We start from the raw sequence: 23481 nt of genomic DNA, 5'->3' as shown, positions 1-23481 counted from the left end.
CAATCGTTGCCTGCCTGGCCCCGACGCCCGGCGACACGACCAACGCGAGGACCCGAGCCGTGAGCACCACCCCCACCACCCCACGCCCGCCGATCTGGCAACTCATCCGCGACGCGGTCCAGCCGCTCGGTCGCGAGACCAGCAACGCAGAGATCAAGCAGCTCCTGCTGCGCGACTGGCCCGAGCTGAACCAGGCGACCATCAACGCCCAGATCGCCATTTGCACGGTGAACCGTGCCGGTCGGGTGAGCTACCCGGAGAACAAGAAGGCCCGCCTGGCCAACGGCCGGTATGACTTCCTGTTCGCCACCGACCGGGGCAAGGTGGTGTGGTACGACCCGGACAAGCACGGCCTGTGGGCGATCGAAGACACCCCGGACGGTCTGAAGGTCCGACGCGTGGACGACACCAACGACGGTGTGGCCACCTCGCTGGACCTCGACGCCGCCGAGCCGGTGGACGATGGGTTCGGGGGCGGTGCGTTCGCCCTGGAAAGCCACCTGCGCGACTACCTGGCGCGCAACCCGCCCAGCACCACCGCGCACGGCCCGCTGACGCTGTTCGTCGACGCCGACGGACGGGACGGCGTGGAGTACCAGACCGATTGCGGGCCCGCGGACCTGGTGTTCCTGGACCGCGACGGCAACTTCGTCGTGTTCGAGCTGAAACTGGGCCGGGGCCCGGACGCGGCGCTCGGTCAGGTGCAGCGCTACATGGGCTGGATCGAGCACCACGTGGCCAAGGGCAAGACCGTGTCCGGGGTCATCGTGGCGAACTCGATCTCCGACAAGCTCAAATACGCCGGCAAGGTCGCCCCGCGCGTGCAGCTCATGGAATACCGCCTGAGCGTCGACCTGTCGCCGGTGGCGTTGACGGCATGACCACGGTCGACACGCACCGCTGGGACGACCGCCTGCAGTTCGAGGACGTCCAGTCGGCGCTCAACCGCCCCCGGGTCCGCGCGTTCCTGAACGACGTGGTGCACCCGGCCCTCGCGGCGATCGACGCCGACATCGAGCGCTGGGCCACCACCCAGGAGGGCGGCTGGATGTTCGCCGTCGCCGACGGGGAAGCCCTGTTGCAGGCGACCATCCAGGCGTTCTGCCTCTCCATCCAGTCCCTGTGGGAACGCCAGCTCCGCAACTGGATCAGCGCGTGCATCGTGCCCGGGCCCCAGAGCGTGCGCCAACGCCGGACGGCGCGCGGTGGGACCCTCCCCGAGCTGAGCGATCTGCTGCTCGAACTCCGGGGCATCCCCCTCACCGCCTTCCCCAGCTACGCGGACCTCGACCTCCTCCAACAGGTCGGCAACGCGTGCCGCCACGGGGACGGCCGGTCCGCCATCGCCCTGTTCCGCAGCCACCAGGGGCTGTGGCCCAACTGGACGTCGGACCCGTTCCCCTGGCCCGACGACAACCCGCCCGTCGGGCCACCGCCCCCGCCGTCGTTCGAGCAGGCCGTGCTCCCTCGAGAGCTGCTCGACCGGTTCGCCGCCGCGATCGTCGGGTTCTGGGAGGACGTCGAGTACATCCGCCTGAACAGCATCGGGCGCAAGGACGAACGGATCCTCGCCACCCTGGACGACCTGCGCCGCGCCCGGCAAGCCAGGGTCGTGCCCTAAACGATTCCCGCAATCTCCCGCCCTGTGCCTGGGCCTGCCTGCTAAACTGGGAACTGTATATCCATACAGTATTTTGGCAGACCAGCAGAATGAACCACCCCGTCCCCCTCGCCGAGGACCCGGCCGCTCTTTTCATCGTCGAAGCGCTTTCGCGCGTGCCGGCGGGCTTCCCGAGCCCCGCCCAGGACCACGCCCAGCGCCGCATCGACCTGAACGACGTCCTGGTGCTCAACCCCCTCTCGACCTTCCTGTTCAACGTCGAGGGCGACAGCATGAGCGGGGCCGGGATCTGGGCCGGCGACAAGCTGGTGGTGGACCGGTCCATCGAACCGAAGCACGGCCTGGTCGTGCTCGCCTGCGTGGACGGGGAGTTCACGGTCAAACGCCTGTACCGCCGGGCCGGGGTGGTCAAGCTCGTGGCCGCCAACCCGGCGTACCCGCCGATCGTGTTCTCCGACGCCCAGGAAATGACCGTTTGGGGCGTGGTGACCTGGAACCTGCGCCAGGTGCTCGCCACCAAGGTGCGAACCTGGGCCTGAGCCATGCCGACCTTCGCCCTCGTCGACGGGAACAACTTCTACTGCTCGTGCGAGCGGGTGTTCCGGCCCGCGCTGAACGGCCGCCCGCTCATCGTCCTGTCGAACAACGACGGGTGTGCCGTGGCACGGTCCCAGGAGGCGAAGGACCTGGGGGTCAAGATGGGCGTGCCCTTCTTCCAGATCCGCCACCTGGTGCAGGAGGCCGGCCTGGTGGCCCTGTCGTCCAACTACGCGCTGTACGCCGACATGTCCGCCCGGATGATGGCCATCCTCGGCCAGTTCAGCCCGGTACAGGAGGTCTACTCGATCGACGAGTGCTTCGTGGACCTCTCCGGGATGCAGGGCGTCGCCGGGAGCCTGACGGTCTACGGCCAGATGATGCGCGAGCGCGTCCTGCGGTGGATCGGGATTCCGACCTGCGTGGGCATCGCCCCGTCGAAAACCCTGGCCAAGATGGCCAACCACGTGGCGAAGAAGAACGTCGGGCGCCCATGGGGCGGGGTGTGCGACCTCACCGCCCTGCCGGAGCGCGATCGCGACGAGCTGCTGGGCCGGGTCGAGGTCGGTGAGGTCTGGGGCGTGGGCCGCCGGTTGCGCGAGCGCCTGGCGGCCGACGGGATCGCCACCGCGCTGGACCTCAAACGCACCAGCCCGTCGTTCATCCGGTCCACCGTCTCGGTGGTGCTCGAACGCACGGTGCACGAGCTGAACGGGATCGCGTGCTACGGGTTCGAGGCCGAGGCCCAGCCCCAGAAGCAGATCATCTGCTCGCGCTCGTTCGGGCACCCGGTGCTGCTGCAGGAGGATCTGTCGATCGCCGTGCGCGACTTCGCCGCCACCGCGGCCGAGCGCCTGCGACGCCAGGGGTTGAAGGCGGGCCAGGTCCACGTGTTCATCCAGACCTCGCCGTTTCGCAAGCAGGACAAGCAGTACAGCGCCGCGGTGGTGGTGCCCCTGGCCGTGCCGGTCGCCGACACGCTGCGCCTGGTGGAGGCCGCGCTCGCCGGGCTGGCCAAGCTCTACAAGCCCGGGTTCCGGTACGCCAAGGCGGGGGTGATGCTGCTGGACCTGACGGACCGCGCGGTGGAGCAAGCCGATCTGTTCACCGGGCCCGCCCCACGACGCGAGCGCCTGATGGCCGCGCTGGACGCCGTGAACGACCGATTCGGGCGCGGGACCCTGCGCGTGGGGAACGTCGAGGGCCACCAGGCCTGGCACATGAGCCAAAGCTCGAAGACCCCGAACTACACGACCGAGTGGGAGGGGTTACCCACCGCGCGATGAAAAACCCCACCTGGGCGATGGGGCTGCTGGCTGTCGCCGGTGGTCGCGAGCGATCAGTCTTCTTGTTCCCCATCGAGGCGCGCTCTGGCCTCACGCAGGATGTAGGGGATCTTGCTGTACGGCAGATCCGCCGCAAGGTCGAACGGCGTGAAGAACTTGGGATCGTCGCGCACCCACTGGCCCAAATCCGCCCCCTCGTTCAACAGGTGGACCACGACGTCCGTGTGCCCGTTGGAGACGGCGAGAAGGAACGGGGTCCAGTCCTGGGCGTCTTGCCGTTTCACAAGGGCCGGGTCCATCTTGACGATGCGTTCCACCTCCCCCAGCGCGCCCCGCTCCGCGGCGAGGGTCAACGCGCGGTAACGGAAATCCGGATCTGCGGAAATCTGCCCGTCGATCGTTTTGTTCAGCAGCTCCACCACGTCCGCGTGCCCCTCACGAGCCGCAAGATCGACCGGCAAGGCGTTCACGCTGCTGTCGTCGTATTTCCTGACCGTACCGACCTCGGCCAGCGCGTCAGCGCCGTGGGCGATCAGTTCTTCGACGATGCCCCGATGGCCCACCGACGCCGCGACGTGCAGGGCTTGCTGCCCGTCGCTTTCCGCGAAGGTCACGACGCCGGGGTAGCGCTCGCACGCGGCGCGCACACCGTCCAGGTCCTCGGACCGGATCGCGGCCAGCAGGTCCTTGTAGTTCTGGATTTCCTCCGTGGGCAACGTCGATGCGTTGTTGGCTGCGTCTTCGGTGGTGCTGGTCTCGGTGCTCATCGGGTCTGGTCCTCGTGCTTGTTCTGTGGTCCTGCTGCTGCGCGCAATAGTGTACGACGGTTCGATGAACCGTCGTCGCGAAGCCCAGAAAGTGCCGCGGCGCACGCCCCGTTAGGTGCCCAAGCCGTGCCAGGGCCCAGCCTCAAAGCCTCGCCCGTTGCCGCGCAACTTGGGCCTGACCCGTGCTCGCCTGAGCGTCCTCGGCGGCCCGGGTGAGCATCGCCTCGTCCGCCACCTGGTCCAGGATGCCGCGCTCCTGCTGGGCCCGCAGGACGCCGGCCTTCTCGCCCGCGAGGTCGAGCAGCGCCGGCGTGATGCGCAGCGTGCCGCCCATCACCATGCTGCTGTAGACCGTCTGGACCTCCGGCCCGAACGCCCCGCGCCGGATCGTCCAGATCAGGTCGTCCACGAGCTGCGGCCGGACGCCGGGGTTCTCGGCGATCACGGCCTCGCGTGGGTCGAGGGCGAGCGCGGTCATGGGGTCACCGGCGGCCGAAGCTGACCTGCGAGCGCGCCAGCCAGCCCACCCGCCGTGGGCCGAACTCGGTGACGTTCGAGGGGACCGCGTTGCGGTTGAGCTTGTCCGGGGCCGATGCCTTCCCGGGGCCCTTGCGGTACGCGTCGTTCGCCTCGATGCCGACTTCCAGGGCCTCGCCCAGCAGGTGGCAATGCGCGAGGAACCCGACCACGTGGCTGAGCAGCATCACCGCGAAGAAGTCCAGGATGGTCGACTCCGCCTGCTCCACCGGGGCGGCCGGGGTTTGCGGTGCAGCCCGGGCCGGCGTGGGGTCCTCCACCGCTGCGTTGAGCATGCCCGGCGGGAGGTAGGACGGCTTGCCGAAGGTGACCAACCGTGACACGGGTTGGTTCAGCAAGCCGCGGGTGGGGTGCAGCACGAAATCCTGGGGGGTGGTCGGGTCGCTCAAGGTCTCCTCCGTTGGCGATCGTTGGTGTCCTACTTCCAACGTAGCAGGCCCCCAGGGGAACGCAAGCCGTGCCTGGGCACGGCTTCGCCTGGATCAGATCGCCCCCGCCCCATACCCCGGCCGACGGGGCGCGCGGTCCCGATCGTCCAGGATGGGCCAGTTCCGCATGACGTCGGGGAGGACGAAGCGCCCGGGGGACGTCGGAGCCGGTTTGGCGGGCGCCGGGGGCGCGGAATCCTTCGCGGCATGTTGCGCACGGGTCTTCGGGACGGCATTGCTCGCTGCCACGTTCCCGCGTTGCGGCGCTTGACGCTCCTTCGGCAGACCGCGCGATGCGGCGTAGGTATGGACAGCCGCCCGACTGAAGTAAATGTCGGGGCCACGATGGGGCTTCACCGCGGGCAGACCATCGTTTTTCACGGCTTCGCGGACCTGGGCGGTCGAAACGCCGAGGTGCTTGGCGCACTCGCGGAGCGTCATCCGGTCGTTGAGAAGCGCGTTGAACGTTCCGCCCTTCTTCAGTTCGAGGATGTCCTCCTCGTGATACCACCATCCCTTGCCGCGTCGCCAAACCGCGCCACTGTCACGCGCCCGCGGCAGCCGTCCCTCCGCAGCAAGCCGCGTCACCAGCCCAGCATCGCACCCCAGCAGAGCGGCTGCTTCGATCGTGGTCAGCAGCTTCTTCGTGGCCTGCTCCGGCGGTTTTTCCCTGGTCATCGTGATGGTTCCTCCTGGTTGGTGTTGATCGGGCGCGGGACCTGCGATCGCCGTGCACGTCCAGATCTAGCAGCTTCCGGGTCCCCGTCAACCTAACAAGACGGACCCTGGCACGGCTTGACTTGACACCGGACCGTACCCCCTTAAGCTGTGAGTAACGCACCCGCAGGTGCCCACAACAGGGGGAGGTCCATCGTGTTTTTCTTTTTCTGGTTGCCGCCGATCAAGGTGTTGCCGCGCGAGGAGCGGGTCCGGCGTTTGAAAATCCTCGGTTCCGTCCTGGCCATCGCGGCGGTGTGCGTGGGCGGGGTGGTGGCGCTGAACTCGCTCCTGCCGAAGCCGGCCCCGGCCCCCGTGCCGGTCGTCGTACCGTTTGTGCCTGCACCGACGCCACCGCAGGTGGTACCCCAAGCTCAGCTCGACGCCGAGCGCGCGAAGATCCTCACCGGTGCCGATCAGATGGCCACCGAGGTCGAACGCAAGGCCCCGGGGACCATCCAGGCGCAGCAGGCCCGCAGCCTGGCCGACTTCATCGCCTCGCACTGCGGGAAGCCCGGCGGGTGCCTCAAAAAGTAAGCCGCGATCGCCCCACGCAAAAACGCCCGGTCACATGCCGGGCGTTTTGCTGGGTGGGTGCGGTTCCGTCAGGACCCGTCGCGGTCCGGCGGGATCGACGCCGGGGTGATGCACTGCCGGCGCGAGACCATGTGCCCGTTCACCTCCTGGTTGATCTGCCGGCAATGGGCCAGCGGGGGCTGACCGTTGCGCGAGCGCACTTTGGGGACGTACAGCTCGGGACTGATGTTCGTGGTGTTGATCGGCTGCTCCGCCCAGCTCGACGTGCTGGCCGCCAGGCCCAGCGCGAGCAGCGCAGCAGGGAGAAAACGAGCGTTGAGCATGGGTGGCCTCCGGTCGGTTGTGATCCTGCTGTACGGTAGCCGATCCGCACGCTGAAGACCAGGGCATTGACAGACCTGAACGGCCTGCCATGGTGAAGGTGCGACCCACTGCCGGCGAAGGCCCTCATGACACCCACACTCTTCTCGTTCCGTCCGCTCTTCACGTTCCGTGCCGTGCAAACCACGCTGGGTGGCGGAATCCTCGGTTCGGCCATCGGCGGAACGTTCGGGCACCTCATCCCGTCGATGAACCCGTCGATCGACGATGCGCGGTTCTACGGGATGGTGGCCGGGATGCTCATCATCGTGGCCATGACGGTGACGGTCAAACTCCAACGCTTCATCGTCGAGTGAGCCGTGCCGTGGCACCCCTTCAACACCCGGGCGCCAGCGCCCGCCTCCACCCCGGTGCTCCCGCCCAGGTGGCGGTGATCAGGGTGTGGCGCTCACCTCGTCCTGCGCCAGGCCCGCGGCCTTCCACTGCGCCGGGATCGCTTTCCACTGGTCGGGGTTGAACCGGTAGACCTGCCGGCCCGGGTGCGCCGACGTGCAGATCCGCAGGTCCGGCCGGAGCGTCTGCAGCAGGGGCAGTGCCCGCCTGGCCTGGCCCCCGACCAGCACCACGGTGTGGATCGCCGGGAGCAACGGGAGCAGGTTGCGCAGCTCTTCGATCCCCCGCCGCACCTCCGCCGCCGTGAACTTGATCGACCGGTCCCACCAGGGGATCACGTTCCAGAGCACCGCGCGCTTGCGGGGGATGCCCGCCTCCTGCATGAACCGGAACACGGCCTCGGCCGTGGGGTCGTCGTTGTTACGGGAAATGAAGCCGGAGCCCTGCTTCTTGCCCGTGGGCGAGGTCATGGGCCCGGGCTTTTCGAGCAGGAACAGCATGTCCGCGTGCACGCCCCCGTCCATCGGGTCGAAGTCCTGGAACTCCCACGTCGGGTGCTGCGCCCGCAGGGCCTGGACGTACCGCGCCAGCGGGGCAACGTGGGGCTCCGCGAGCATCGCGCGACGCAGGGCCACGCTCTCGGGATCGCGCAGCGTGCGCGGGGCGTCGTCGAGCAGGGCCACCGTCAGATGCCCTCGGTGTCGCCGTTGACGCCGTTCGTCCCGTTTTGCGCAGCCAAGTCGAGGATCGACGGCAACGGTTTGAACTTCTCCGCATCGTTCTGTTCGGTGCGGAACGGCTCGTCGACCGCGTATCGAAACGACGGGAGGAGGTTGAACCAAACGTTGTTCTGCAAGTACGGCTCGTGGAGCGCGGTGGGCAGGAACGGTGTGGTGCTGTCCTGGAAGCGCCCACCGGGTGTGTCCCAATACTCCTTGGCCCAGGTCATCAACCCGTCCTTGCCGGCGTCCGCCAACACCACCGACCAGCCGCAGTTGCGCAGGAACCGTTCGTAAGCGTCCGCGATCATCAGCACCGGGCCAGGTGGTTGCATGATGCCGCGGCATACCCGCAGCAAGGTGTCGAAATCGAGCCGTGCCTTGCCGGTCTCGATGGCTTCCCAGGCGCTGGCCGGCTTGCCGTAAAAGTCGCCAAACTGCGCCCGGTGGAAGCCGCGCTGCACCCGCAGTTCGCGCAGCAGAACCGTGCAGATGGTGTAGTAGGTGGTGATTTTGGTCTCGTCGATGATCATAGCGCTAGATGGCGGTGGAACGGATGCGCACGATTCTACGGGGATCCAGTGAACATCCCCAGCCCACCACGCCGGGGTACAAAAAACGGCCGCTTACGCGACCGTTTGCCCGTGGAGCACCAGGTGGGCTTACTCGGCGTCGTCGCCGGGGCCCTGCTCGTCCCGCGGGACGAAAATGACCTGCCGCTTCACCCAGCCCTTGTCGAGGAACTCGTCCAGCCACGGACGGTCCGGGCTGAGCAGCTCGCCCCGGCCGGTCGAGCGCCGCCACCAGTCGTAGTTGAGCTTCACCAGCGTGTCGAACGACTTGAGCACCTTGCGTTTGCCGTTCTTGTCGATCGCCACGATGTCGTCGTTCGGCGCGATCTCGAGCGTCATCGCCCCGTTCTTGTAGAAGCCCCTGATCGTGATCTCGCCCGACGCCCCGTCGATGTTGAACGGCACGCCCCGGCGGTTCATCTCCTTGATGAGGGCCGGCATGAAGCGCATGAACCCCTTGTTCTCGTCGTGCGTCGGGGCCAGGGGCTTGCTCAGGTCCACGTCCTCGACCTCGGGGAGCGCTGCCACCTGGGCCTTGCCGCCCTTCGCCGTCCCGGTCTTGCCGAACGTGTCCGGGGTGAACTCCAGCGCCGGCTCCGAACGGTCGGCCGGGTCGTTGAAACGGTCCTCGTCGAGGGCCTCGGGGTTGCTGCCGAACTGCTCCATGGGTCTCTTCCTCCTGTCGGTGTTGAAGGCCCTGCGGGTGCCGGGCCGGTCGGATCAAGCTCTCGTACTTCGGTGCTGATGGCAAGTTTCCACAGCCGATGAAGCCGTGCCCTGGCACGGCCTCACGTCAAACGGTAGCGGCGGATCGGCGGACCTGCATCGGGTGCTCGCGGCGGTAGGCGTCCAGCTCCGCCACCTCGAACAGCCGCCGCCCCCGCGGGTCGATGTACGGATGCAGGCGCCCCCCGCGCACAAGCTGGGACAGCCGCTGACGCGTTACGCCCAGGTGCCCGGCCGCACGGGCAGCGATGATGTAGCCCTCGCGGTGCAGCCGGGCGTCCACGTCGTCGAGGTCACGCGGGTGGAAGTACCGCGCCCGCCGGACCAGCAGCGCCGGTTTCAGCTCGCCCCGGCGCACCAGCGTTCGGACGGTGGCCTGGGAGAGGCCCAGGCGTTCCGCCGCTTCGCGCTCGTCGAGCAGCGTTCCGCTCTCGATGGTGTCGAGCTTGTCCTTGATCGTCTGCAGCCCGGCCCGGTCGACGTAGAGGTAACCGCGCGAGCTGCGGACCCGGCGAACGCCGTACCGCCGGCAAAGCCGGTCCACGGCGTAGAGGCTGCACCCCAGGAACGTCGCGGCCTCGCTGCGCACGAGCATGCCCTGCAACGCGTCGTCCCGGGTCGCCGATGTGCCCTCCGGGGTGGGCTGGGTGGTGCTGGCGAGCGGTCCGATGGTCATGGTCGTAGGGTCTCCCGTGGCGAGTGGCAAAGGCACCGCTCTCGCGGTGCAGGACCCAGTCAAGCAGGTTTTGCAGGCGAGTCAAGTCGCCGAGAAGGCGCTCTGCCCTTCCAGCCGGCGCAGCAGCCGCTTGCTCCGGCGCAGCATGTCCAGCTCGCGCAGGTGCGCGGCCCAGGCCGGGTACTCGTTGAACGTGGTGATGTTGGCCAGCGTCGCCGACGGTTGCGGCGCCACCGGGTCGACCGGTTCCCCGGTGGTCGAGCGCAGGACGTGGATGAACGGCTGGAACGTAACCGGCGAGCCGTTCAAGCTGTGCCAATGCACGTCGTTGTGGCCGCCCAGGCCGAACGGGGCGAGGACCCGCTGCACCTGCTCCACGGTCGGGCCGTCGCTCCACGTGACGTGGATCCCGCACCGCCCGGTGGGGGTCGGCGACGCGTCGATGGTGTGGCGGGGAAAGGTCTCGCGCAGCGCGCGGCGTACGAGCCGCAGGGTGGCGTCCAGATTGATGAGGCGGGTTTTCATGGGGATCTCGCGAGGGGGTGCGAGATCCCAACGTAGCGGGTTTTGCGGGTGCGTCAAGTCGATGGGGCGACGATCACCACTGGATCAGCAAGACCACGTGGCGAATCCGGATGAGATCGTTGTTCGGGCCGCTGTATTCCACCGTGATGCCGCGCCCGGCCAGCTTGGTCAGGCAGGCGTCGAGTTCCTGTCGGTTGGCCATTGCGTGGCCAACGCCCCACCCCACCAGGAGGTTGTTGGCGGCGTTCAACCAGCTCTGCCAGGGCACCGGTGGCGGGTTCATGTGCGCCGCGGTCAGCACGGCCGCCTCGTCGGGGTCGAGTTTCTGCAACGCCGCGTCGAACGTGCCGAACACGTTGAGGATCTGCCCGATGGCCGTGTAGATGTCCTCGCCGTGCGCCGCCAACCCGAAACCGAGGAGCACGTTCATCAACAACAGGCCCCACCGGATCTTGCGCACGTTGCCCATCACGTGCCGCCCGTTCTGCCCGCGGAACGGGTTGTTGACCACCAGCGTGCGCACCTGGTCCCGGTCCAGTTCGATCCGGCCGTGCCGGGACACGTAGGGGCTGGACCTGACCTTGCGCCGAATCTCGTCGGTCAGCCGGCGCGCTGTGCCCTCGTCCGTGAGGTCGTGGAGTTGCCCCAGGTGGATCAGCAGCTCAATGAACGTCTCCGCGTCCTGCCCGTTGTTGTCGACGCGCGGGGCAATGTCCCATTCGAGAGGGCCCCATTCTTGTTCGTACGATCGATTCATCCTGCGCGCTCCGTCGTGGTGTGGTGGTGGGAGTGTGCCAGCGGTCCAGGCCCGCGGGCAAGCTGGTCACGCGGTCGGCGGTCAAGGGGTGATCCCATCACCCCGGGAAAACCGGCCGGAGGCCTGGTCCACCTCCCTCCGGGCCCTGCGCCTTCGGCGTGGGGTCCCGCTGGATGCCCGGGCGTCGAGGGGTGCCCTGGCACTGCCCCGACGATCCAAAACGCATCGCCCCAGGGCGATGCCAGCCCGTCAGGGCTGAGCGGCGTCCCACCGCTCACGCGGCCCGTACAGCCGGAGGATCTCCGCCGCGTCGCCCGGGGCCGCGAGGTCAAAGCAGATCCGGTCCGACTCGCCCTCGACGAGCCGGACCCACGGGTCTACGATGTACCGGCCGTCCACGATCGCGAAATCGTGGCCGCCGGCGATCTGCGCGATCCGTGACGCCGGGTTGTCCTCCTCGTAGAAGCCGAACACCCGGGCCCGCCCGGGGAGCGCTGCCTCGATGTAGCGCGCGTAGTTCGTGCAGACCGTCGCGGACGTGCCGTCCGGGAACACGCTCAGCAGGTCCGGGCACGTGCTGGCCTCGGCCAGCATCGCCCGCCCCTCGTCGAGCGTGTAGCGGGTGCCCTGCGGGTCTTCGAACTGGACGCCGAAACAAGCGTCGGAGCCGAACAGCTCCTCCGCCCGTTGTTCGTTGAAGGTGGCCATGGGTCGGGGGTCCGGGTTAGAGGTTGTTCGCGTTCGTACAGGTGTAGGTGCCGTCGAACTCAAACTCCACCATGTCCCCACCGCACCGGCAGTCACGGGCGAACGCTTCGTAATCCACGTACGTCCGCAACGGGCTTTTTTCCGGGATGTCGCAGAGGTAGCACTCGTCGAAAAGCTCGGTGGCCGCGTCCAACAGCGTGCCCTCCGACAGGCAAACGTCGTCGTACTTGTCGAGGGCCGACGCGAGGTCGTACCCGTTGTTGGTCACCAGAAAGAACAGGGCCGCCTTCTCGCGATCGTCGAGGTCGACCACGGATTCAAACCACGTTTCCAGCGATGCCGGCGTGATGTTCAGGGCGTTGAAAAGCTCCGTGTCCGCGCTGTTGAGGTCCACCGCCTGCAGCTCCACCTCCTCGATGCGCTGGCCCCAGCGGTCGGTCAGACGTGCCATGCGTTCCGTGAACTCTTCAAGGTCCGAAAACCAGAAGCCCGGTTCGTCGGCGTAGGGTTGCGCGAAGTAGTCGCCGGTGGTGGTCATACCTGCAGTCGTTGGAGCCTGGGGTGCGAGGAACTGCGCGGTTTCGTTGTTGCCGTTCGTGCTGGTCGGTTGGTTCGTGGTCATGGCTTGCTCTCCGTTCGGTTGGGTTTGCCTGCTGCCGTCATCGCCTGGACGGGGAACAGGACCGAACGACCACAAGGGCCAGGGGGCTCACCGGATGCCGCACGCTTCGACGACGCCAGGAGGAGAAGACCGGGAGAGGAAGCGCGACGCGAACCCCTTGCCCTGAACGGTGGTCGAATCGGTCCTACACGTCGGTTTAAGGCGACACGGAGCAGCACCAACGAACGGGAACGGGACCACGCACCAACACGCCTCGACCAGCACGGCCGTGGCGAATCACGCCGCGGTGGGTTGCTGCCTCACGGTGTACGGGGTTGCCCGGCCGTGGGCCGCAGGCCTGCCAGGCGGGGTTACCTGCCGTTTCGCCTCCGGCGAGGTGTTGCCCGAAGGGTGCCAGGGCACGCCCCAAAGGAAACGCCCACCGCGAAGGTGGGCGCTGGACAGGCGGCGCATCCGCGCACGGGGACCCTCCCCCGTGCCGGCCTGGATCAGGATCAGGCCGCCTGGCGCTTTGCCTCGCGCAGGACCAGCGCGAAGTCACGGACCAGGTCGTCCATGCGGATGTGCATCGTTTTGAGCAGCGGGCCGTCGTTGGCCATGCGCCCCTGGATGTGGAAGTTGTCCGGCGACACCATGATGCCGGCGTCCATGGCCACGGTTTTCGTGCGGCGCTCGTTGAATCCGCCGATCGTATTGGGCACGTGGTCGAGCCAGACCGTACGGGCGTCCATCAACTTCACCCAGTCGAAGTGCAGGTCTCGGGCCTGCGCCGCCGTTTTCAGGATGTACAGCGCTTCGTCGACGGTGAGGGTGAACTCCCCCGTGATCGGGACGGCGGCGGCCGGGTGATCGCGGTACGTGGGCTGCTGGTAGGTCTTGCTGCTCGGGCTGTTGCGCGTCGTGACGTGGGTGAAGCGGTCCATGGTCATGCTCCAGGTGATGAGGTTGCGAGGTTGGGCTGGCCCGGAAACCGTAGCGTCCGGGCCCGGGGTGATCAGTCGTCGTGGCGGGGGTGACGGTCGGCGTCGAGCAGCACGTAGTCCTGGCCGTAGAAGCGGAAGGCGAACACCTCGCCCCGCTCCACCAGGGTCTGGCCGATCGCGGCGGCGTCGAAGCAAGCGCGGATCTCCTCGGGCACGTGGTCGCGGTACGTGCGCTCGAACACCTGCGCGCCGAACTCGGCCAGCGTCCCGGTGAAGAGCTTCACGCGGCGGTAATCGACGGCGAGGAACGCCGGCCAGAGCGCCACGCCCAGGCGGCGCAAACCGACGAACTGCGCTTTCTGCTCGCGGGACAGGGCACGGTCCGACAGGTCCCGAAACCAGACGTCCAGGGACTGCGTCGTGATGCCCGCGGCGTTGAACAGGGTCTCGTCTTCGCCCCGCCCGCCCACGAAATACAGGTCGTAGGCCGCGCCGGCCCGGGCCAGGCTGCGGTATTCCAGAACCGAGGAGAAATAGAACTCTTTGGCGTCGGTCTCACCCATCGGCACTGCGATCAGGGTGGAACCGACCGGCTCCTCCGCCGGCATGGCGTAAGGGTGTTGCCCGTGGCTGCTGCTCGGGTGAGCCTGGGGTGCGAGGAACCGCGCGGGTTGGCTGGTCGTGGTGGTGATCGAGGTCGTCGTGGTCATGGCTTTCTCCGTCGTGGTGGTTGCTTCCCGTCTTCGCCTGACGGGCTTGCAGGACCGACGGGCCACGGGTCCAGGGACGATGGGAAGCCGCACGCGTCGCGCAGCGAGGAACGGGTGAGCATCGGGCGCCAGCACCCCCTTGACCCAGCAGTGGCCCCCAAGGTCCTAGCCGTCGAGCAAGGCGAACGGGCAGCTCCCCACGACGGGGATGGGCCACGACGACCTGGGGTCGATCGCCACCGGGCGCGCACGTGCGCCCTGCCTGGCCCTTCTGCCCTTCCGGTTCCCGTCGAGGGTGACGGGAGCCGGCCACCCATCGCTCGAGGCGCAGCCGAGCGATCACGACGCCGGCGCCCCCAGTGGAGCGCCGAACCGACCGCCGGGGCCACCGCCCCGGCCCGCGGTCATGGCCGGGACTGCTTGATGATGTCGCGGCACACGCTGCCGCCCATGTCCTCGAACTGCTGCTCGGTCAGGTGCCCTTGGAGCACGTCCACCAGCAGCGCGTAGAGCTGCGCGTAGGCGGCCAACGGTTCGTCCGGTTCCTCCACGGCGTCGCCGTTCGCGTCCACCACCAGGGCCGTCTCGCCCGGGAGCGCCCCGCCCGCGATGTCGAGGCGGTGACCGCGTGCCGTGACGGCGCTCAGGATCGTGTTGATCTCGGTGCGCAGGTCGCGCGAGCCGTCCAGCGACAGGCCCAGGCTCCGGGCGTCCCCGCCCCGCTTCATCGCTTCGCGTTTGAGCTGGAGGATGGTGGCCTCGGCGCGCGCCAGCTCCTCGGGCATGCCCTTGTAATCCCCGTCGACGATGCTGTTCTCCATCGCCGTCCACTCGTCGCACTGCGGGCAGAGGTGGGACATGCCCTGGTTGGTGTGGCGCGTGCGCCGGCCGCAGATGCCGCACGTGAACACGCCACCGATCATCCCGCGCCGTTGAAAGGTCGATTTCGCCATGGCTCAGGCCTCCACAAGGTTGGCCGGGACGTCGACCGTTTCGCCCAACTTGCTGCGCACCAGGCAGCGCAGCCCAGCGACCAGCGGGGTCGGGCCCAGGGCGCGGTAACCGTGGCGCAGGATCGGCGCGTCGTCGAGGTTGACGATGCGGTTGGCCTCCCAGCGCTTGGCGTCGTTGGCGTACACCCGCTTGCCGTTGCGGAAGTAGCCGACGCCGTGCGTTTCGAGGATCGGGCCGCCCAGCGCCCAGTCGCTGGAAAATGGTCCGGTGGTGAACGGTGCGTTGATGGCCTTGGCCACCGCCCAGTCGAGGGCCGGGCCGATCAGATCGCCCGTGCTGATGGTGATGAGGTTCATGGTGTTCCTGGTGTCGTGTCGGGTGGGGAGCCCCGGAAACCGTAGCGTCCGGGGCGTGGGTCGGCTTAATACTCGTTGGTGACCATCAAAATCCAGCAGGGGCCGCGCGAGGTCTCGCCCCAGACCGCGTACAACTTGATCCCCTTCGGCAGCGGGAACGTGTGGGCGGTGTAGTGCTGGGTGTAGAGCGTCGTGCCGTTGCCGTCGGTGATCAGCAGATCAGCGGTACCGTCCTCCTTCGGGTGAAGCTCAACGGTCATGAAACCGTCGTCGTAGTTCTGCCCCGGCACCTTCTGGGTGACCCAGGCCATGGCGTCCGTAACGAGCCAGGCGCACTCTGCGTTTTCAATCAGGAACTGCACGCCGTCGGTGTACACCGCGTTGCGGAACATCGCGCCGAGGGAGAAATAGTTCTCCGTGCCGGTGTAGTGGCCCAGGCCGTTGATGATGTCTTGCGCGTCCATGGTCTTGCTCTCCTTCGTGGTGGTATTGGTGGTGCTATCTGCTCGGTGGTGAGCCTCGGGGGTGCGGGGGAACGCCGCGGTGTGGCTTTTGGTGGTGCGTTCGACGCCGTGGACCATTTCCCTGCCCTCCCCGTTGGGTTTCGTTTCACTGCTCACTGGAGCCGCCTCGTCGTGAGGAGAGCGAGACCCGCCCCGGGGGGCCAGGCCGTTGCCGGATGCCGCATGCGCGGACCGAAGGGACGGGAACGGGAGAGGACAACGAGCGCAGCGGTGCCTTGCCCCCATCCGGGGCGTGGTTGAGCTACACGTCGAGGAAGTGGGCGGGCCACCCAGCGGTGAATCGAAAACGGGGATGCGGGAAGCACGGCGTCACGGTTGAACGCACCACCCCGCGGCCGGCGCCGCGGTGCCCTGGACGTGTGGGGTCAGGGGTCGAGCTGCGCTGCAGGTGCGCAGCCCGTCGTCGGGGATCGCGGGTGGTCGCGAGCGCCGTACAGCAAAACGCCCACCGGGTGGTGGGCGTTCGATCGTCATTCGAGGCGGACCGTGGGTTTGAACTTCCGGGCCAGCATCAGCCCCGCGAACGGCTTACGGGCGAGCCATGCGAAGACCGCCGCAAGGATCCAGAGGATCGGGAGCCCGCCGGCGGCCACGGCCATCCAGAGGGCGCTCACCACGCTGATGCCCAGCATGAGCTTCAACGCGCCGGTGTCGTTGCGGACCGAACCGTCCGGGAACCGGGCGCCGATCACCACCGGGCACCCACGGATCCGCACGGTGCCCAGCTCGACCTCCTCACCCAGGCTGTCCTCGATGAACGTGCCGAGGTACGCGCTGTAGCTCAGGTTGGCGATCTCGCGGTCGCCGATCCTGGCGACGGACACGGTCGTCGCACCGCGCCCGTTCTGCACGCCCTGTCCGAGGGAATGCAGCGTGCCGCGGTAAATCTTGGTGATGCTCATCGGGTCTCCTCCAGGTGGTTGCCGGCGTGCGGCGATCAGCCCAACCTAGCAGGCGTTGCACCGTTGGCAAGCGGTCGAGCCTGCTTTTTTAGCCGTGCCAAGGCACGGCCCCATGCACGCGTTGGGACGGATCAGTGATCGGCGCAGGATTGCCGAAGGTTCCACACCCCATCCCAGCCCGGCGAGTATTTCATGCCGAAGTTCAGGTTCGGATTGGACGGGCGACGATCCGTGTCCGGACGAACCTTGAAGCCCAGCAGGAGCGCGGCGATGATCCCCTCGCCGTTGGTGACGTAGCTTTGCCCCAAGCCCGTGCGCTCGTGGAAATACTCGACCATGTGCTTCATGCCGTAGCTGCCCACGGGCTTGCCGTTGGACGGGTCCGCGTGCAGTTCCAGGAACTGCAGGCACGCCCGAATCCCGGAGAGCGCGTCCCGCAGCTCGTCCGGGTGGCCCTTGTAGGTCGGGTAGTCGTCGGACGGTCCGCCGAAGGTCTCGCCGCTGCTCATGCCGTTGGCGCAGATCGACGGGTACGCCCGAAGGATCGGTCGGATCGCGTTCACCAGATCCTGCTCCGGCAGGTCGTGCAACGTGGCGAGCTGGACCTTGCGCTGGTTCTTCTTGGCCTGGGCCCCCGTCGCCACGTGGACGATGGGCCCATCGGTAAAGGACGACACCGCCGTGGGGAGGTCCTTGAACGCCGGATTCGCCCGGATGGTCGCCCAGAGGGCCTGCGCGACCCGCGGATCCGCGCCAAACTGGATGTGGCGCGCGTCGAAGCGTTTCTGGCAGTACCGAGCGAAGGCGTGCGTCAGCTTGCGGGTCGGGGTCGCCGATCGCAGGTCCATGACCAGGCTGTTTTCAAACATAAAGTCCTTCGCTGCGGCGTTGAGCCCGGCGTGCGATTGGGTCGGCGTGGTCATGGGTCCTCGTGACGGGTTGGTAAGGGATCGCACGGCGAACCGTGCCTCCGACCAACCTAATGGCCTTTGGGCCGCCGTCAACCCCGGTCGGTGGGGCCGTGCCCTGGCACGCACGCAAACCCGGGAAAAGTCCGCCCAACCCCGGTCCCTCCGGGCCAGGGCCTTCGGCAAAAAGTTGCGCCAACCCCGCAAGATGTTGCGCAGACTCCGCAACTTTTTGCGCGAAACCGGCAACTTTTTGCGGTACGACGAAGCGCCCACCAAGGTGAGCGCTTCACGGTGGCCGCACGGGCCGCCGGCTCAGTGCATCGTGATGCCGCCCGTGCCGGCCGCCCGGCGTTCGGCGATCGCCTCGGCGATGGGGCTGCACTCGAAGCCGGCACGGACCACCTGCTCCACCTCCGCCAGGTCTTCGGTCGTGTCCCATGCCCGGCCCATGACGAGCAGCGCCATCTTCTCGATCTCGGGCAGCTCCACCAACGCAGCGCCGTAGCGCTCGTTGATCCGCGCACCGTCCAGGTTCGCCGACCGCAGAAACGCGTTGATGCCCGGCTCGCCGATCTCGTGCAGGTGGACGCAAAGCGCGCTGATCTCCAGCAGCGAGAAGGTCTCGCCCACCGGCGTGTTCATGCGCAGGCCCCGCTCCTCGCGCTCGCTGATCACGACCAGGATCCTGGCCATGGTCAACAGGTCGGCCGCCGTCGACTCCTCGCGGACCTGCTGCTGCGCCTCGGCACCCTGGACCCCGATGACGGAAAACCGATCCTCCATCGGTACGCCCATCATCACCAGGCACCCCAGGGGCACCGGGTCCGAGCAGGCCACCATCAGGCGGGTGACGTCGTAGGCGTCGAGCTTGGCGCCCAGAAGGTCGGCCACGATCCGTTCGCGCTCGGGCGACGGGTGGTCAACGGGGGACGGCTGAACATCGGGCTGCGGCATGGTGGTACCTCCTGGATGGGAACGGGTGAATGGCCATGAAAAAAGCCCGCCCGGTGGTCGCCAGGCAGGCTTCGTGAACGTCGGGCGACCGGCCTTACTTCGGCCAGACGCTGTGCTTGCACTCCGGGTAGTTGTTGCACCCGTGGAAGGTCTGCCCGGCCTTCGGACCGTTCTTCACCGTCCGGGGGACCAAGTAGCCCTTCTTGCACTTCGGGCACTTCTTCGCGCCGTCCGGGGCCGGCCGCGGGGTGGACGATCCGGTGTACGGCTTGCGCGCCGGCATCGCGTCGGGCGGGATGGTCGGCAGGGTCGAGACGCGCGCCGCGGCCACCAGCTCGCCGATGGCCTCCTCCTGCTTGGCCATGAACGCGTGCAGCGGAATCTGCTTCTTCGCGATCGCGTCGAGCAGGGCCTCCCACCGGGCGGTCATGCCCGGGTCGGTGAGCTTGGCCGGCAACGCGTCCACCAGGATCTTGCCGACCACGGTGGCCACGAGCTGCTTGCCCTTCACGTCCACGAAGCCGCGCTTGATGATCGTTTCGATGATCCCGGCGCGGGTCGCCGACCGGCCGATGCCGTCCAGGGCCTTGAGCTTCTTGCGCTCCACCGGGTCCGTCACGGTCCGGTGGACGTGCTTCATCGCCGTCAGCAGCGAGCCCTCGGTGTAGCGCGGCGGGGGCGTGGTGCGCTTCGCGTCCACCTTCACCGCCAGGCGATTCACCGGGCCCTGCTCGGTCAGCACCGGCAGGGTCGGGGTGGCGTCCTTCGCCTTCTTCGCGTCGGTGGCCTGGGCCTCGCCCTGGAACACCACGCGCCAGCCCGGGTCCTTCACCACGCGACCGCTGGCCGCGAAACGCTCGCCCGCGATCGACACCTCGACCTTGGCCTTGTCCACCTGGCAGTTCGGGTAGAGCTGGGCCAGGTAGCGCTGCGCGATCATCTCGTACGTGCGGCGCTTGATCTCGGTCATCGTCGACCAGTCCGGGGCCTGGCGCGTCGGGATCAGCGCGTGGTGCTCGGTCACCTTGCTGTCGTTCCACACCCGCGAGCGGATCGTCACGTTGGCGTTGGCCGCCAGGGTGGCCAGGTGCGGGGCGCCCCGCGCGATCGCGTCCAGCACGTCCGGGGCTTCCGCGTGCTGCGAGACGGGCAGGTACGGGCAGTCCGAGCGCGGGTAGGTGGTCTGGCCCGCGAGGTACAGCTCCTGGCAGACGTCGAGCACCTCCTTGGCCGAGTAGCCGTACTTCCCGTTCAGCGCGGTCTGCAGACCGGTCAGCTCGAACGGCAGCGGGGGCTGCTCCTCCGCCGGCTTGTTCACGTAGCGCGTGACGGTGCCCTGGCCGGCGGCCTGCACCTTCGCCGCGATTTGTTCCGCCACCGCCTTGTTGACGATGCGGTTCTGCTCGTCCAGCCAGGCCGGGCGCTGACCGGCGACGGTGCCGCCCTCGCTCTCGATCTCGTCGCCCTCCTCGTCCTCGTCGGCCTCGCCCTTCGCGTCGACGTCCGCCTGCTTCTCCGCGGATTCGAGCGAGAGGCCCGGCGGGAGCCAGCGCGACCAGAACGGCAACGCCGGCTGGCCCGGGTCGGCGAACTGCGCCTCGACGGTCCAGAAGTCCTTCGGGACGAACCCGTCGATCTCGCGGTCGCGCTTGACCACCAGGGCGAGCGTGGGCGATTGCACGCGCCCGACCGACAGCACGCCGGGGTAGTTCTGCTTCTTCGCCAGGATGGTGTAGGCCCGGGACATGTTCATGCCCACCAGCCAGTCGGCGCGCTGCCGGCCCAGGCCCGCCTCGTAGAGCGGACGGAAGGTGGCGTTGTCCTCGAGCGAGGCGATCGCCTTCTTGACGCTGGTCGGGTCCATCGCGCTCAGGTGGATCCGCGCCACGGGCTTGGTGTTGCCGAAGTGCAGCAGCACCTCGTCGACCAGGAGCTGGCCCTCGCGGTCGGCGTCCCCGCCGTTCACGATCGAGGTGCACTTTTTCAGCAGCGTCTCGATGATCTTGACCTGGTCTTTCTTGTCCTCCGAGACCTTGAGCTTCCAGTCCTTCGGAATGATCGGCAGGTCCTCGAACGCCCAGGGGAACTTGCCCCAGCGCTCGTCGTAGTCGCCCGGCTGCACCTGCTCCATCACGTGGCCGGCCAGCCAGGACACGTAGCCGTCGCCGGTCTCGTAGTAGCCCTCGTGCCGCGTGTGCGGCTTTGGCAGATGGGGGATCACGGCCTTGGCCATGGACGGTTTCTCGAAGATCCAAAGACGCACGGCGGGCCTCCTGCAATCTGTGCCATGGCACGGGTACTCGTACCTAGCAGATCCCAGATGCTTGTCAAACCAGGGGGGTCAGGGTGTTGCGGGAGGGGTCGGTACGGACGCGCGGGTGCCGGGGGAAACCGCCTGCGGCAGGAAGGGGCGATCCCGCTTCGCGCGGTGGGCCCGGGGCGGTGGGTGCACCTGGATTCATGGTGCTGCGGGTCACCGCCCGGAAGGCCCGGACAGGAGGTCGGCGACCTTTTTTGTAACAGTCGGGGAAATCGGTGTCTGTTTTGGTCGGTTTTTCACTATATGTAGGGCCACGCCGCGATCGTGCGGGTGGCCAACGTTCGAGGAGAACCCGATGACCACCACCCAGCTCGACCACGACACGACCACCGCCGCCATCGCCCAGGGCCTGCTCGCCTGGCTGATGACACGCGACCAGCAGACCGGGACCCTGCGCCAGCTCTGCGCCCGGGATGCCCGCCACGCCGCCCTGTGGACGTCCCTGCCCCACGGCTGGCGACGCAAGGTCGGGCGAGCGTTCAACCGCCTCGTGCGCGAGGGCCAGGGGTCCACCGCCGCGCAGCAGGTCTGGTGCACCAACCTGCCGGCCGGACGCCCGCACGTGCACGCGCGGTACCGGGTGGCGACGTCCAGGGGGTGACCATGGAAAACGGCCCCGAGGGGCCGTTGATCAGAGGGCGACGTGGGCGCGCTGCCGTGCTGCAGCCTTCTCTGCGGGGGAGCGCCGGTCGCGTTCATCGAAGGGGTCGGCGCCAACGGGCCCGAACGGCGTGTTGTCCTCGCGTCGCGTCGGGCGCGTCCCAACCGGGTTCCCACGCCGTGTCGGGTGCCCGTTGACCGTGACCGGCACGGCTTCCGCCTCCGCGGCCTTCTTCGCCGGTCCGATCATCATCGAACGGCTGACCTTGACGACGTGGAGCCGGTCACCCTTGGTGATCGTCGTGCCCTCACCGAACAGAGGGCGAATCGTCCGTTCCTCGCCCTTCTCGTTGGTGATGGTCTTGGTCTCCATCAGCTCCTTGACGGCCTCCCGGAGCTTCGCCCGGAACTTGAACAGCGGCAGGTACGACGAGCCGCTCAGCTCCTGCAGCTCGCCGACCGAGTAATCCTTCTTGCCGTCGTGGGTCGAGTAGAACCCGTGCAGCCACTTCGCCAGGTAGCTGTTCAAGTGGGCCATCCGCACCACATCGATTTCGGTGGCGTCGGCCTCAAACAACGGGGCCATCCCCTTGTCGATGCGAATCCAGTAGACCGGGTTGTTCGAGTCGGTGTCGTCGTTGTCGTAGTTCGCCAGAAAGCGCTGGCGCTTGATGCCAACCCCGTCGACCGTGATCTTGATGTAGCCCTTGTAGAGGCGCATCAGCGCTTGCCGAAACAGGAGCGTGTTCTTTCCGCTGCGGGACTTCCAGAGATAACGGTTGCATTCGCTGAGCGAGATGGGCACGTAGGCGCCCATGTCACCCGCGTTTCGCGCGATGGCGAAGCACACCAGGAGGACCATCAGATCGTCGGCGTTGAGCGCCTCGTCCCCGTCGTACTCGATCCGGTAGTGCGCGGTCTCCGCGATGAGGAAACGCCCGTCCGTCGTGCTCGATTGGCGCGGGAAAATCTTCGCCGCGGCCATCCGTTCCCTCTGGGCCCCGAACAAGGCGAAACGCAACAGCGCGTTGGGTGTGAACGGCGACGGCCAGGCCACCGTTTCTTCGCCGCCCGTCGTGACATGCTTGCCCTGGCGAGGCTCGATAGTGGCCTTGGCCCGCTGCATGTCGACGATCACCGGTGCGGTTTCCTGCTCAGCGGCCGTAACCGGTTGGCGCTCTTGTGCTGCGTAACGGAACGGGAACGGGCGACGGGTCATTGCGCCCCCCCGTTCACCGTCACCGGAAATCCGACCACCACACTGGAAGGGTCCCGCATCCAGGCGGCCAGCAACGTCCGGAACACGTCGGTCCGCGTGGTCGAGCGCTCCGCCGCCATGTGGTCGAGCTGCGCGAGGACGGCCGACTCGAGTCGCATGTTGAACTGCTCCATCTGCTTCTTCGAGGTTTTCGAGGGGGACGCCATCCTGGACTCCGGTAAACGAAAAACGCCCCTCGGGGTTTAGTCCGAGAGGCGTCGGTCATGGCCCGCCGTGGCAGGCCCATCGTGAACGTTGCGCGCGATCGTCAGCGCTCAGATCCAGTAAAACTCCAGGCCTCATACCTGTCAAGGCTTGCCTATGAAAATCTTTACCGCTGATGGCTTTGCATGAGGCGCCATGGGGGCGAACCCGATCGGATGAGGGGGCGAACCGAATGGGATGGGGGGCGAACCCAATCGGATGCAGGGGCGAACCGAATGGGATGAAGGGGCGAACCCAATCGGATGCGCACACCCCTGAAAGCCTTGCTGGACGGGCGTTCCAGCCTGCCTTAAGCTCTTAAGCTATTAAGCAGGGGTGCGTCCTCCGGACGCGCACCCCCTGCTTGATAGCTAACAGCAATACTCTAGAGAAAACCTGTGCAGGGGTTCCTGGGT

31 protein-coding genes are annotated in these 23481 nt (G+C 67.6%); 7 read left to right on the top strand and 24 right to left on the bottom strand.

Annotated elements, in window-relative coordinates; all coding sequences use genetic code 11:
* Positions 1 to 59 precede the first annotated feature (59 nt).
* The 4 genes from HWX07_RS18360 to HWX07_RS18345 all read left to right on the top strand — a co-directional run bounded on the left by HWX07_RS18360 (position 60) and on the right by HWX07_RS18345 (position 3444).
* Positions 60 to 881 (top strand): endonuclease NucS domain-containing protein, encoded by an 822-nt coding sequence (locus HWX07_RS18360; protein ID WP_175877235.1) that lies wholly within the window; start codon positions 60 to 62, stop codon positions 879 to 881.
* The gene (locus tag HWX07_RS18355) at positions 878 to 1621 is read left to right on the top strand and encodes a hypothetical protein (RefSeq protein WP_175877234.1); all 744 of its coding nucleotides are present in this window, start codon (positions 878 to 880) and stop codon (positions 1619 to 1621) included. Before HWX07_RS18360 ends, HWX07_RS18355 begins: the two co-directional genes overlap by 4 nt.
* 89 nt (positions 1622 to 1710) lie before the next feature.
* Positions 1711 to 2160, top strand: coding sequence for a translesion error-prone DNA polymerase V autoproteolytic subunit (umuD, locus tag HWX07_RS18350; RefSeq protein WP_069744923.1), 450 nt, complete (start codon positions 1711 to 1713; stop codon positions 2158 to 2160).
* Between the two features lie 3 nt (positions 2161 to 2163).
* Complete coding sequence (locus HWX07_RS18345; RefSeq protein WP_175877233.1) at positions 2164 to 3444, top strand: Y-family DNA polymerase; 1281 nt, start codon at positions 2164 to 2166, stop codon at positions 3442 to 3444.
* Between the two features lie 53 nt (positions 3445 to 3497).
* Here HWX07_RS18345 and HWX07_RS18340 read toward each other — a convergent pair whose 3' ends face one another.
* From HWX07_RS18340 to HWX07_RS18325, 4 genes are all read right to left on the bottom strand, one after another.
* The gene (locus tag HWX07_RS18340; RefSeq protein WP_175877232.1) at positions 3498 to 4211 is read right to left on the bottom strand and encodes an ankyrin repeat domain-containing protein; all 714 of its coding nucleotides are present in this window, start codon (positions 4209 to 4211) and stop codon (positions 3498 to 3500) included.
* A 142-nt stretch (positions 4212 to 4353) separates the two neighbouring features.
* Positions 4354 to 4689: a hypothetical protein gene (locus HWX07_RS18335; protein WP_069744918.1), complete on the bottom strand. Its 336-nt coding sequence runs from the start codon at positions 4687 to 4689 to the stop codon at positions 4354 to 4356.
* Between the two features lie 4 nt (positions 4690 to 4693).
* The gene (locus tag HWX07_RS18330) at positions 4694 to 5137 is read right to left on the bottom strand and encodes a hypothetical protein (protein ID WP_175877231.1); all 444 of its coding nucleotides are present in this window, start codon (positions 5135 to 5137) and stop codon (positions 4694 to 4696) included.
* A 93-nt stretch (positions 5138 to 5230) separates the two neighbouring features.
* On the bottom strand, positions 5231 to 5854 hold the full coding sequence (locus tag HWX07_RS18325; RefSeq protein WP_175877230.1) for a helix-turn-helix domain-containing protein: 624 nt from the start codon (positions 5852 to 5854) through the stop codon (positions 5231 to 5233).
* 195 nt (positions 5855 to 6049) lie between these two features.
* Between HWX07_RS18325 and HWX07_RS18320 the strand changes: the two genes are divergently transcribed.
* Positions 6050 to 6430, top strand: a complete 381-nt coding sequence (locus HWX07_RS18320) for a hypothetical protein (protein WP_175877229.1) — start codon at positions 6050 to 6052, stop codon at positions 6428 to 6430.
* A gap of 68 nt (positions 6431 to 6498) precedes the next feature.
* Here HWX07_RS18320 and HWX07_RS18315 read toward each other — a convergent pair whose 3' ends face one another.
* A complete protein-coding gene (locus HWX07_RS18315) occupies positions 6499 to 6753 on the bottom strand; it encodes a hypothetical protein (protein ID WP_069744914.1) in 255 nt (84 codons plus the stop codon).
* Between the two features lie 126 nt (positions 6754 to 6879).
* On the opposite strand from HWX07_RS18315, the gene HWX07_RS18310 reads away from it, so the two are divergent.
* Positions 6880 to 7107, top strand: a complete 228-nt coding sequence (locus HWX07_RS18310; RefSeq protein ID WP_175877228.1) for a hypothetical protein — start codon at positions 6880 to 6882, stop codon at positions 7105 to 7107.
* A gap of 78 nt (positions 7108 to 7185) precedes the next feature.
* On the opposite strand, the gene HWX07_RS18305 is transcribed toward HWX07_RS18310, so the two are convergent.
* The 17 genes from HWX07_RS18305 to HWX07_RS18225 form a co-directional block, all read right to left on the bottom strand.
* The gene (locus HWX07_RS18305) at positions 7186 to 7827 is read right to left on the bottom strand and encodes a uracil-DNA glycosylase (RefSeq protein ID WP_244130011.1); all 642 of its coding nucleotides are present in this window, start codon (positions 7825 to 7827) and stop codon (positions 7186 to 7188) included.
* A 2-nt stretch (positions 7828 to 7829) separates the two neighbouring features.
* On the bottom strand, positions 7830 to 8396 hold the full coding sequence (locus HWX07_RS18300) for a helix-turn-helix transcriptional regulator (RefSeq protein ID WP_175877227.1): 567 nt from the start codon (positions 8394 to 8396) through the stop codon (positions 7830 to 7832).
* 129 nt (positions 8397 to 8525) lie between these two features.
* Complete coding sequence (locus tag HWX07_RS18295; protein ID WP_175877226.1) at positions 8526 to 9101, bottom strand: hypothetical protein; 576 nt, start codon at positions 9099 to 9101, stop codon at positions 8526 to 8528.
* Positions 9102 to 9228: 127 nt separating this feature from the next.
* Positions 9229 to 9837 (bottom strand): helix-turn-helix domain-containing protein, encoded by a 609-nt coding sequence (locus HWX07_RS18290; RefSeq protein WP_175877225.1) that lies wholly within the window; start codon positions 9835 to 9837, stop codon positions 9229 to 9231.
* Positions 9838 to 9918: 81 nt separating this feature from the next.
* On the bottom strand, positions 9919 to 10362 hold the full coding sequence (locus HWX07_RS18285; RefSeq protein WP_105840006.1) for a hypothetical protein: 444 nt from the start codon (positions 10360 to 10362) through the stop codon (positions 9919 to 9921).
* Positions 10363 to 10435: 73 nt separating this feature from the next.
* The gene (locus tag HWX07_RS18280; RefSeq protein WP_175877224.1) at positions 10436 to 11119 is read right to left on the bottom strand and encodes a hypothetical protein; all 684 of its coding nucleotides are present in this window, start codon (positions 11117 to 11119) and stop codon (positions 10436 to 10438) included.
* A gap of 249 nt (positions 11120 to 11368) precedes the next feature.
* A complete protein-coding gene (locus HWX07_RS18275) occupies positions 11369 to 11827 on the bottom strand; it encodes a hypothetical protein (protein WP_175877223.1) in 459 nt (152 codons plus the stop codon).
* A 16-nt stretch (positions 11828 to 11843) separates the two neighbouring features.
* Positions 11844 to 12449, bottom strand: coding sequence for an antirestriction protein ArdA (locus HWX07_RS18270; RefSeq protein WP_105840003.1), 606 nt, complete (start codon positions 12447 to 12449; stop codon positions 11844 to 11846).
* Between the two features lie 494 nt (positions 12450 to 12943).
* A complete protein-coding gene (locus tag HWX07_RS18265; RefSeq protein WP_146121784.1) occupies positions 12944 to 13372 on the bottom strand; it encodes a hypothetical protein in 429 nt (142 codons plus the stop codon).
* Between the two features lie 71 nt (positions 13373 to 13443).
* A complete protein-coding gene (locus HWX07_RS18260) occupies positions 13444 to 14082 on the bottom strand; it encodes a hypothetical protein (protein WP_175877222.1) in 639 nt (212 codons plus the stop codon).
* 404 nt (positions 14083 to 14486) lie between these two features.
* Entirely contained in the window at positions 14487 to 15035 is a 549-nt protein-coding gene (locus HWX07_RS18255; protein WP_175877221.1) for a hypothetical protein, read from the bottom strand.
* A gap of 3 nt (positions 15036 to 15038) precedes the next feature.
* Complete coding sequence (locus tag HWX07_RS18250) at positions 15039 to 15392, bottom strand: DUF2591 family protein (protein ID WP_175877220.1); 354 nt, start codon at positions 15390 to 15392, stop codon at positions 15039 to 15041.
* Between the two features lie 65 nt (positions 15393 to 15457).
* Positions 15458 to 16012 (bottom strand): DUF6876 family protein, encoded by a 555-nt coding sequence (locus HWX07_RS18245; protein WP_244130010.1) that lies wholly within the window; start codon positions 16010 to 16012, stop codon positions 15458 to 15460.
* Between the two features lie 374 nt (positions 16013 to 16386).
* Complete coding sequence (locus HWX07_RS18240; RefSeq protein ID WP_105839997.1) at positions 16387 to 16818, bottom strand: hypothetical protein; 432 nt, start codon at positions 16816 to 16818, stop codon at positions 16387 to 16389.
* A gap of 131 nt (positions 16819 to 16949) precedes the next feature.
* Complete coding sequence (locus HWX07_RS18235; RefSeq protein WP_175877219.1) at positions 16950 to 17741, bottom strand: hypothetical protein; 792 nt, start codon at positions 17739 to 17741, stop codon at positions 16950 to 16952.
* A gap of 300 nt (positions 17742 to 18041) precedes the next feature.
* Positions 18042 to 18683 (bottom strand): hypothetical protein, encoded by a 642-nt coding sequence (locus HWX07_RS18230; protein WP_175877218.1) that lies wholly within the window; start codon positions 18681 to 18683, stop codon positions 18042 to 18044.
* Positions 18684 to 18777: 94 nt separating this feature from the next.
* Positions 18778 to 20946 (bottom strand): DNA topoisomerase 3, encoded by a 2169-nt coding sequence (locus HWX07_RS18225; protein WP_175877217.1) that lies wholly within the window; start codon positions 20944 to 20946, stop codon positions 18778 to 18780.
* 352 nt (positions 20947 to 21298) lie between these two features.
* On the opposite strand from HWX07_RS18225, the gene HWX07_RS18220 reads away from it, so the two are divergent.
* On the top strand, positions 21299 to 21604 hold the full coding sequence (locus tag HWX07_RS18220; RefSeq protein ID WP_175877216.1) for a hypothetical protein: 306 nt from the start codon (positions 21299 to 21301) through the stop codon (positions 21602 to 21604).
* A 30-nt stretch (positions 21605 to 21634) separates the two neighbouring features.
* On the opposite strand, the gene HWX07_RS18215 is transcribed toward HWX07_RS18220, so the two are convergent.
* Together HWX07_RS18215 and HWX07_RS18210 are read right to left on the bottom strand one after the other, a co-directional pair.
* Complete coding sequence (locus tag HWX07_RS18215) at positions 21635 to 22822, bottom strand: hypothetical protein (RefSeq protein ID WP_148271037.1); 1188 nt, start codon at positions 22820 to 22822, stop codon at positions 21635 to 21637.
* Positions 22819 to 22995: a ribbon-helix-helix protein, CopG family gene (locus tag HWX07_RS18210; protein WP_175877215.1), complete on the bottom strand. Its 177-nt coding sequence runs from the start codon at positions 22993 to 22995 to the stop codon at positions 22819 to 22821. Before HWX07_RS18210 ends, HWX07_RS18215 begins: the two co-directional genes overlap by 4 nt.
* Positions 22996 to 23481: the final 486 nt, after the last annotated feature.

The sequence above is a fragment of the Burkholderia sp. BCC0097 genome (assembly GCF_902832985.1).
In the GTDB taxonomy this organism is placed as follows: domain Bacteria; phylum Pseudomonadota; class Gammaproteobacteria; order Burkholderiales; family Burkholderiaceae; genus Burkholderia; species Burkholderia orbicola.
Note: the sequence above shows the minus strand (reverse complement) of the source record. Positions and strands in the feature narration are given on the sequence as shown.

Excerpts from the sequence above, each read along its gene's own strand:
- HWX07_RS18355 (WP_175877234.1), top strand. The coding sequence starts at position 878 with ATGACCACGGTCGACACGCACCGCTGGGACGACCGCCTGCAGTTCGAG.
- umuD (WP_069744923.1), top strand. The coding sequence starts at position 1,711 with ATGAACCACCCCGTCCCCCTCGCCGAGGACCCGGCCGCTCTTTTCATC.
- HWX07_RS18345 (WP_175877233.1), top strand. The coding sequence starts at position 2,164 with ATGCCGACCTTCGCCCTCGTCGACGGGAACAACTTCTACTGCTCGTGC.
- HWX07_RS18340 (WP_175877232.1), bottom strand. The coding sequence starts at position 4,211 with ATGAGCACCGAGACCAGCACCACCGAAGACGCAGCCAACAACGCATCG.
- HWX07_RS18335 (WP_069744918.1), bottom strand. The coding sequence starts at position 4,689 with ATGACCGCGCTCGCCCTCGACCCACGCGAGGCCGTGATCGCCGAGAAC.
- HWX07_RS18325 (WP_175877230.1), bottom strand. The coding sequence starts at position 5,854 with ATGACCAGGGAAAAACCGCCGGAGCAGGCCACGAAGAAGCTGCTGACC.
- HWX07_RS18315 (WP_069744914.1), bottom strand. The coding sequence starts at position 6,753 with ATGCTCAACGCTCGTTTTCTCCCTGCTGCGCTGCTCGCGCTGGGCCTG.
- HWX07_RS18310 (WP_175877228.1), top strand. The coding sequence starts at position 6,880 with ATGACACCCACACTCTTCTCGTTCCGTCCGCTCTTCACGTTCCGTGCC.
- HWX07_RS18300 (WP_175877227.1), bottom strand. The coding sequence starts at position 8,396 with ATGATCATCGACGAGACCAAAATCACCACCTACTACACCATCTGCACG.
- HWX07_RS18295 (WP_175877226.1), bottom strand. The coding sequence starts at position 9,101 with ATGGAGCAGTTCGGCAGCAACCCCGAGGCCCTCGACGAGGACCGTTTC.
- HWX07_RS18290 (WP_175877225.1), bottom strand. The coding sequence starts at position 9,837 with ATGACCATCGGACCGCTCGCCAGCACCACCCAGCCCACCCCGGAGGGC.
- HWX07_RS18285 (WP_105840006.1), bottom strand. The coding sequence starts at position 10,362 with ATGAAAACCCGCCTCATCAATCTGGACGCCACCCTGCGGCTCGTACGC.
- HWX07_RS18280 (WP_175877224.1), bottom strand. The coding sequence starts at position 11,119 with ATGAATCGATCGTACGAACAAGAATGGGGCCCTCTCGAATGGGACATT.
- HWX07_RS18275 (WP_175877223.1), bottom strand. The coding sequence starts at position 11,827 with ATGGCCACCTTCAACGAACAACGGGCGGAGGAGCTGTTCGGCTCCGAC.
- HWX07_RS18270 (WP_105840003.1), bottom strand. The coding sequence starts at position 12,449 with ATGACCACGAACCAACCGACCAGCACGAACGGCAACAACGAAACCGCG.
- HWX07_RS18265 (WP_146121784.1), bottom strand. The coding sequence starts at position 13,372 with ATGGACCGCTTCACCCACGTCACGACGCGCAACAGCCCGAGCAGCAAG.
- HWX07_RS18260 (WP_175877222.1), bottom strand. The coding sequence starts at position 14,082 with ATGACCACGACGACCTCGATCACCACCACGACCAGCCAACCCGCGCGG.
- HWX07_RS18255 (WP_175877221.1), bottom strand. The coding sequence starts at position 15,035 with ATGGCGAAATCGACCTTTCAACGGCGCGGGATGATCGGTGGCGTGTTC.
- HWX07_RS18250 (WP_175877220.1), bottom strand. The coding sequence starts at position 15,392 with ATGAACCTCATCACCATCAGCACGGGCGATCTGATCGGCCCGGCCCTC.
- HWX07_RS18240 (WP_105839997.1), bottom strand. The coding sequence starts at position 16,818 with ATGAGCATCACCAAGATTTACCGCGGCACGCTGCATTCCCTCGGACAG.
- HWX07_RS18235 (WP_175877219.1), bottom strand. The coding sequence starts at position 17,741 with ATGACCACGCCGACCCAATCGCACGCCGGGCTCAACGCCGCAGCGAAG.
- HWX07_RS18230 (WP_175877218.1), bottom strand. The coding sequence starts at position 18,683 with ATGCCGCAGCCCGATGTTCAGCCGTCCCCCGTTGACCACCCGTCGCCC.
- HWX07_RS18220 (WP_175877216.1), top strand. The coding sequence starts at position 21,299 with ATGACCACCACCCAGCTCGACCACGACACGACCACCGCCGCCATCGCC.
- HWX07_RS18215 (WP_148271037.1), bottom strand. The coding sequence starts at position 22,822 with ATGACCCGTCGCCCGTTCCCGTTCCGTTACGCAGCACAAGAGCGCCAA.
- HWX07_RS18210 (WP_175877215.1), bottom strand. The coding sequence starts at position 22,995 with ATGGAGCAGTTCAACATGCGACTCGAGTCGGCCGTCCTCGCGCAGCTC.